Raw genomic sequence first — 6,585 nt, forward strand, 5'->3', positions numbered from 1 at the left:
GATGGAACCGCGACGGCGGCGAACGGACTGCGGCGCATGAAGATCAGCTTTTCAGCCGGCCGCTCGCTCCGGCTAGCATCGCCGCAGTTCAGCGAGTCAATTCATTCTCAATCTCGGATAGGTACGCGATGTTCGCCAGATCGGTCTCATCGGGGCTCGCAGCCTCGGCGAACCAGGCGTCCAGGATCTCCTCGAGCAACGGCGCCGACGTCAGCCGGAGGCTGATCGCCAGCACGTTGGCGTCGTTCCACCGCCGGGCCCCGGCGGCCGTCGCCGCGTCCGGGCACAGGGCGGCCCGTACCCCCCGCACCTTGTTCGCCGCGATCGAGGCCCCGGTTCCCGTCCAGCAGCACACGACCGCCTGGTCCGCCACGCCGGAGGCGACGTCCTCGGCGGCCCGCGCGCAGCACCACGCCCAGTCGGCGCGCTCGTCGCTCACGGCACCGTGCGGGATCACCGTGTGCCCTCTTTTCTCGATCTCCGACACGAGGATGGAAGCCACGCCGTCAAGGCTGTCGGTGGCCAGTGAGATACGCATGACTCCGATTGTGGACACTGGAAGAGAAGATCGGTGACGCACCTGTAATGCGGAACGTGCAGAATCGCTGGCGGTGACGGAAATCAGAGACCGCGAGGAAGTGTCCCCCGCCGACGGCACGAAGCCGAGGACAGGCGGTGATCCCGCCGTGCTCGTCGTCGAGCCGCTGCTCCCGCAGCGGATCCGCAGGCCGTCCGACCTGCTGCGCTTCCTGGCGACCCTGCTCGGGCTCGTGGCCGTCGTGCTGCTCGCGCTCGTCGCGCAGAAGACGCTCAACGGACTCGAAGGCGACGTCATCGACGGCACGAACCGGGCGCCGTTCCTGCTCAGCGGCCTGGCCGGCGTGCTGAGCGGCGCCGCCATGCTGGGGGTGCCCACCGCCTACGCGATCGAGCGGGTGCTGCACCGCGACGGCCTGCGGGTCGCCGAGGGCCTCTTCGCGGCCATCGCGGGCATGGTCCTGTCCTTCGCCCTCGGCGAGTGGATCCTCAAGGCGGGCCCCGAGGACCTGCGGCTCCTGCTGACCGGCGGCAGGGAGGACGTCGAACCGCTCAACACGCTGCTCACCTCGATCATCGCCTACGTCACCGCGGTGCGCATATCCCGCCGCCCCACCTGGCGGGCGGCCATGTGGAGCGCGGTCGCGCTCAACGCCGTCGCGCTCTTCGCCGCGACGGCCGCCACCATCCTCGGCATCGTCGTCTCCATCCTCGTCGGCCTGGCCGTCGGCTACGCCATCCTGTACGGCATCGGCAGCCCCAACACCCGCCCGCCCGGCAGCGCGGTCGTCGCGGCACTCGCCAAACTGGGCTTCGACCCGGTCAAGGCACGCAGGCTGGACGACGACCACCAGAGCAGCAGGCGATACGCCGTCGGCCTCAGGAACGGCAACCGCCTCGACGTCACCGTCCTCGACCGCGACCGCCAGGTCGCAGGAGTGCTCTACCGCATCTGGCGCCGGATCCGGCTCAACACCGAGACCCGCCGCCGGGCCATCCGCTCCCTGCGCGCCGAGCTGGAGCGCGAGGCCCTGATGGCGTACGCCGCGCAGGCCGCGGGAGTCAGCACGCCCAGGCTCGTCGGCACCAGCGAGATCGGCACCGAGGCCGCGCTGCTCGCCTACGAGCACATCGCCACCCGCGCCCTCGACGACATCCCCGACGAGGAGATCGACGACAACCTGCTCGCCCAGATCTGGGAGCAGGTCCTGCTCCTGCAGGTCCAGCGGCTCGCCCACCGGCGGCTGACCGGCGACAGCATCCACGTCGACGGCGAGGGCCGGGTCGTCCTCATGGACGCCCGCAGCGGCGAGATCGCCGCCGGAGACCTCCTGCTCCGCCTCGACATCGCCCAGCTGCTCACCTACCTCAGCCTGCGCGTCGGCGCCGACCGCGCGGTCGCCGCCGCCGCGGCCGTCGCGGGCCCGAACACGCTGGCGGGCGCCCTCCCGCTGCTCCAGCGCATCGCGCTCACCCGCGAGACCAGGGCCGCTCTCAGCAAGGACAAGGAGCTGCTGACCGCGATCCGCGAGCGGATCGTCGCCCTCGAACCCAAGGTCGAGGCCAAGGAGGTCCGCCTGGAGCGCTTCCGGCCCAGGACCCTCATCACGATCATCGCCAGTGCCTTCGCCGCCTACTTCCTGGTCTACTACCTCACGCAGATCAACCTCAACATGATCACCTCGGCCAAGTGGGGCTGGACCGGGGTGGCGTTCGTCGCCGCGGCGCTGAGCTACGTCGCCGCCGCGCTGATGCTGAGGGGCTTCGTGCCCGAGAAACTCCCGCTGGGCCGTACGGTGCTCGTCCAGTTCGCCGGATCGTTCGTGAAACTGGTCGCCCCCGCGGCGGTGAGCGGCGTCGCCATCAACACCCGCTACCTGCAAAAACGCGGTATCCCCCCGGGGCAGGCGGTGGCCAGCGTCGGCGCCTCCCAGCTCATCGGCCTCGTCTCGCACATCATGCTGCTCCTGCTGTTCGCCTACATCACCGGCTCCAGCGCGGCCTCGTCGTTCACCCCGTCGCGCACGCTGGTGTTCGTCCTGCTGGCCGTGGCCGTGGTGATCCTGGTCATCATGAGCGTCCCGCCCCTGCGACGGCTGTTCACCTCGCGGCTCCGCTCACTGTTCTCCGGCGTGATCCCGCGCCTGCTGGACGTGCTCCAGACGCCCAGCAAGATCCTCGAGGGCTGCACCGGCACCCTGCTGCTGACGATCGCTTTCGTGAGCTGCCTCGACGCCTCCATCCGCGCCTTCGGCGGATCGCTCGACTTCGCCGCCGTCGCCATCGTCTTCCTCGCGGGCAACGCCATCGGCTCGGCGGCGCCGACCCCCGGCGGCCTCGGCGCCGTCGAGGCGTCCCTGTCCCTCGGCCTGACCCTGTCCGGCCTCCCCGGCGAGGTCGCGACCTCCGCCGTCCTGCTGTTCCGGCTGCTGACCTTCTGGCTGCCGGTGCTGCCCGGCTGGGCCTCGTTCACCTACCTGCAACGGCAGGAGGCCCTCTGATCCCGTGACGTCACGGGATCAGAGGGCCTCCCACCGGTCGGGAAAGGGCCTTCAGGCCTCGCTGGAGCGGGCCCAGCGGTTGACGCCCGACTCCACCGCGTCCCTGTCGATCTCCTCCAGCTCCTCGGCGGTGAACGACAGGTGGTTCACCGCCGCGACGTTGTCCTCCAGCTGCCGGACGCTGCTCGCGCCGACCAGCACCGAGGTCACCCGCCTGTCACGGAGCACCCACGCCAGCGCCATCTGCGCCAGGGACCGGCCGCGCCGCGCCGCGATCCCGTTGAGCGCCCGGACGTGTCGCATGGTCTCCTCGGTCAGCATCTCCGGGGTGAGGAAGTGCCCGAGGGAGGCGCGCGACCCCTCGGGGACGCCGTCGAGGTACCGGTCGGTCAGCATGCCCTGCGCCAGCGGCGAGAACGCGATGCAGCCCACGCCCTCCTCCTCCAGGACGTCCAGCAGCCCGTCCTCGATCCACCGGTTGAGCATCGAGTAGGACGGCTGGTGGATCAGCAGCGGCGTGCCCATCTCCCGCAGGATCCGCGCGGCCCGCGCGGTCTGCTCGGGGGAGTAGGAGGAGATCCCGGCGTACAGCGCCTTGCCGGACCGGACCGCCTGGTCCAGCGCGCCCATCGTCTCCTCCAGCGGCGTCTCCGGATCGAACCGGTGGCTGTAGAAGATGTCGACGTAGTCCAGGCCCATCCGCTCCAGCGATCGGTCCAGGCTGGACAGCAGATACTTGCGCGACCCCCACTCGCCGTAGGGGCCGGGCCACATGTCGTATCCCGCCTTGGTCGAGATGACCAGCTCGTCGCGGTATTTCGCGAAATCCTCCCGGAGGTGCCTGCCGAAGTTGGTCTCCGCCGAGCCGTACGGCGGGCCGTAGTTGTTGGCCAGGTCGAAGTGGGTCACCCCCAGGTCGAACGCCCTCCTGAGGACGGCCCGCTGCGTCTCGAAGGGCTTGTCGTCGCCGAAGTTGTGCCAGAGCCCCAGCGAGACCGCGGGCAGCTTGAGGCCGCTCCTGCCCACCCTCCGGTACGGCTGCCGCCCGTCGTACCTGTCGCCGTCCGCGACATAGGTCATCGGTCCACCTTGGCCGTGTCGAGGATCCAGGCCAGGACGAGTGCCTCCTCGCGCCAGGAGTCGTATCTCCCGCTGCGGCCGCCGTGCCCGGCGCCCATCTCCGTCTTGAGCAGGAACGGCCCGCCCCGCGCGGTGTCACGGAGCCTGGCGATCCACTTGGCCGGCTCGTGGTAAAAGACGCGGGTGTCGTTGAGGCTGGTGATCGCCAGGATCGGCGGATAGACCCGGTCGTCCACGTTCTCGTAGGGCGTGTACGACTTCATGTACTCGTACACGTCCGCGTTGTGCAGCGGGTCGCCCCACTCGTCCCACTCGATGACGGTCAGCGGCAGCGACGGGTCGAGGATCGTGTTCAGCGCGTCCACGAACGGCACCTCGGCGACCACGCCCGCGAACGTCTCCGGCGAGAGGTTGGCGACCGCCCCCATGAGCAGCCCGCCCGCCGAGCCGCCCCTGGCGATGACCGCGCTCGACCAGTTGGCCGCCCTGAGATGCTCGGCGGCGGCGACGAAGTCGCCGAAGGTGTTCTTCTTCTTCTGGAACTTGCCGTCCTCGTACCAGCGGCGCCCCATCTCACCGCCTCCCCTGACGTGCGCGATGGCGAAGACGAAGCCCCTGTCCAGCAGGCTCAGCCTGGCCACCGAGAACGACGGGTCGATCGAGATCTCGTAGCTGCCGTAGCCGTACAGCACGGTCGGCGCCGGGCGTTCCGTGCCCTTGCGCATCACGATCGAGATGGGCACGCGGGTGCCGTCGGCGGCGGTCGCCCACTCGCGGAACTGCTCGTAGTCGGCCGGGTCGTAGCCGCCGAGCACGGCCTTGCGCTTCAGCAGGATCAGCTCGTGCGTCCGCAGGTCGTAGTCGTAGACCGAGGGCGGGGTGACCATGCTGGTGTAGCCGAGACGCAGCCGCTCGCTGACGAACTCCGGGTTGCCCGACGGCGCCACGTCGTAGATCGGCTCGGGGAAGGAGATCTCGTACGGCTCGGCGCCCCCCGCCTCCCCGGACACCGCCGGCAGGATGCGGATGCCGGTCAGGCCGTCGCGGCGGAAGTGCACGACGGTGTGGCTCTGGAAGGCCTCGACGTTCAGGAGCCGGGTGTCGTCGCGGTGCTCGATCAGCGGGGTCCACTCACCGGGGGCGTCGGGCGGCGCGGTGGCCAGCTCGAAGTTCTCCGCGTCCCGGTTGTGCAGGATCAGGAAGCGGTCGCCCGCGTGGTCGAGGCCGTACTCGACCCCGGTCTCCCTGGCCCTGACGAGGCGGAACTCGCCCGTCGGATCGTCCGCCTCCAGGATGCGGACCTCGCTCGTGATCTTGCTGCCCGCCGAGAGCACGAGGTAGCGCTCACTGCGGCTCAGGCCGATGCCGATCCAGAACCGCTCGTCGCCCTCCTCGTGGACCAGCACGTCCTCCTCGGAGGAGGTGCCGATCGTGTGCCGGTGGACGCGGTTGGGCCGCCAGGCGTCGTCGACGGTCGTGTAGAAGAACGCGCTGCCGTCGGCCGCCCAGGCTCCGCCGTAGAAGATGCCGGGGATCTCGTCGTCGAGGGTCTCGCCGGTGGTGAGGTCCTTCACCCTCAGGGTGAAGCGCTCGTCGCCGGTGAAGTTGACGGAGTAGGCCAGCAGGGTGCCGTCGGGGCTGACCGAGCTGGTGCCGACGGAGAAGAAGTCGCTGTCCCCGGCCAGTTCGTTGCCGTCGAGCAGGATCTGCTCGCCGGGGAGCGCCTCGCCCGCCTTCAGCTCCGGAGGCGCGTCCCCGTCCGCCGCGACCCGGCACTGGATCCCGTACTGCTTGCCCTCCTCGGTACGGGAGTAGTACCACCAGCCGTTCTTCCGGCTGGGGACGGACAGGTCCGTCTCCAGGGTCCGGGACTTGATCTCCTGGAAGATCGTCTCCTGGAGGGGTTTCAGATGGGCGGTCGCCTGCTCGGTGTAGGTGTTCTCCGCTTCGAGGTAGGCGATCGTCTCGGGATCGTCCTTGACCGTCAGCCACGCGTAGTCGTCGACCACGGTGTCCCCGTGGTGTACGCGCTCGCTGGGAACCTTCTTCGCCGTAGGCGGTGTCTGGCTGCTCACCCAGCCGAGTCTATGTTTCCCGTCACGCCGATCACGGGCCTCTCACGGTCCTCTCGCAGGCGTCTCGCGGTCCTTTCGCGGCCCTCCCGTCGGCGGTGATCTTCCGTACGAGCTTCGCCGTTAGGTCCCGAGCGGTCTTCGAGGACTGCTAATGTTCTGGCGTCGGCAGGGTTCGGCACAAACCACTCCACTCACTCCGGTGATACCGGTGTGGCTTGTTCCGTGTTCGTCGGCGATCCCGTCAGACCAACGCTTTTGAAGATCGGTTCGCAGAGCCGCTCAGAGGCTGGTAAGTTTGAAGGGTTGCTCCGGAGACGGGGCGGTCTGAATTCCCCTCAGGCAAGCAAGATCGAATCAAATGGATCCGAACGGATCGGTTTGACACGAAAAAG

Annotated in this window: 4 protein-coding genes; 1 reads left to right on the forward strand and 3 read right to left on the reverse strand. The window is 69.2% G+C overall.

The genetic code is table 11. The features are described 5' to 3' along the window. Positions 1-88 precede the first annotated feature (88 nt). The gene (locus tag AB0N02_RS45575; protein WP_363961093.1) at positions 89-538 is read right to left on the reverse strand and encodes an RpiB/LacA/LacB family sugar-phosphate isomerase; all 450 of its coding nucleotides are present in this window, start codon (positions 536-538) and stop codon (positions 89-91) included. A gap of 73 nt (positions 539-611) precedes the next feature. Here AB0N02_RS45575 and AB0N02_RS45580 point away from each other — a divergent pair, with 73 nt between their 5' ends. Further along, a complete protein-coding gene (locus tag AB0N02_RS45580; protein ID WP_363961095.1) occupies positions 612-3,038 on the forward strand; it encodes a lysylphosphatidylglycerol synthase transmembrane domain-containing protein in 2,427 nt (808 codons plus the stop codon). Positions 3,039-3,089: 51 nt separating this feature from the next. On the opposite strand, the gene mgrA is transcribed toward AB0N02_RS45580, so the two are convergent. Further along, positions 3,090-4,118 (reverse strand): L-glyceraldehyde 3-phosphate reductase, encoded by a 1,029-nt coding sequence (gene mgrA, locus AB0N02_RS45585; RefSeq protein ID WP_363961097.1) that lies wholly within the window; start codon positions 4,116-4,118, stop codon positions 3,090-3,092. Further along, positions 4,115-6,193: a S9 family peptidase gene (locus AB0N02_RS45590; RefSeq protein ID WP_363961099.1), complete on the reverse strand. Its 2,079-nt coding sequence runs from the start codon at positions 6,191-6,193 to the stop codon at positions 4,115-4,117. Before AB0N02_RS45590 ends, mgrA begins: the two co-directional genes overlap by 4 nt. Positions 6,194-6,585 lie beyond the last annotated feature (392 nt).

This window comes from Streptosporangium sp. NPDC051022 (assembly GCF_040683035.1).
Lineage (GTDB): Bacteria > Actinomycetota > Actinomycetes > Streptosporangiales > Streptosporangiaceae > Streptosporangium.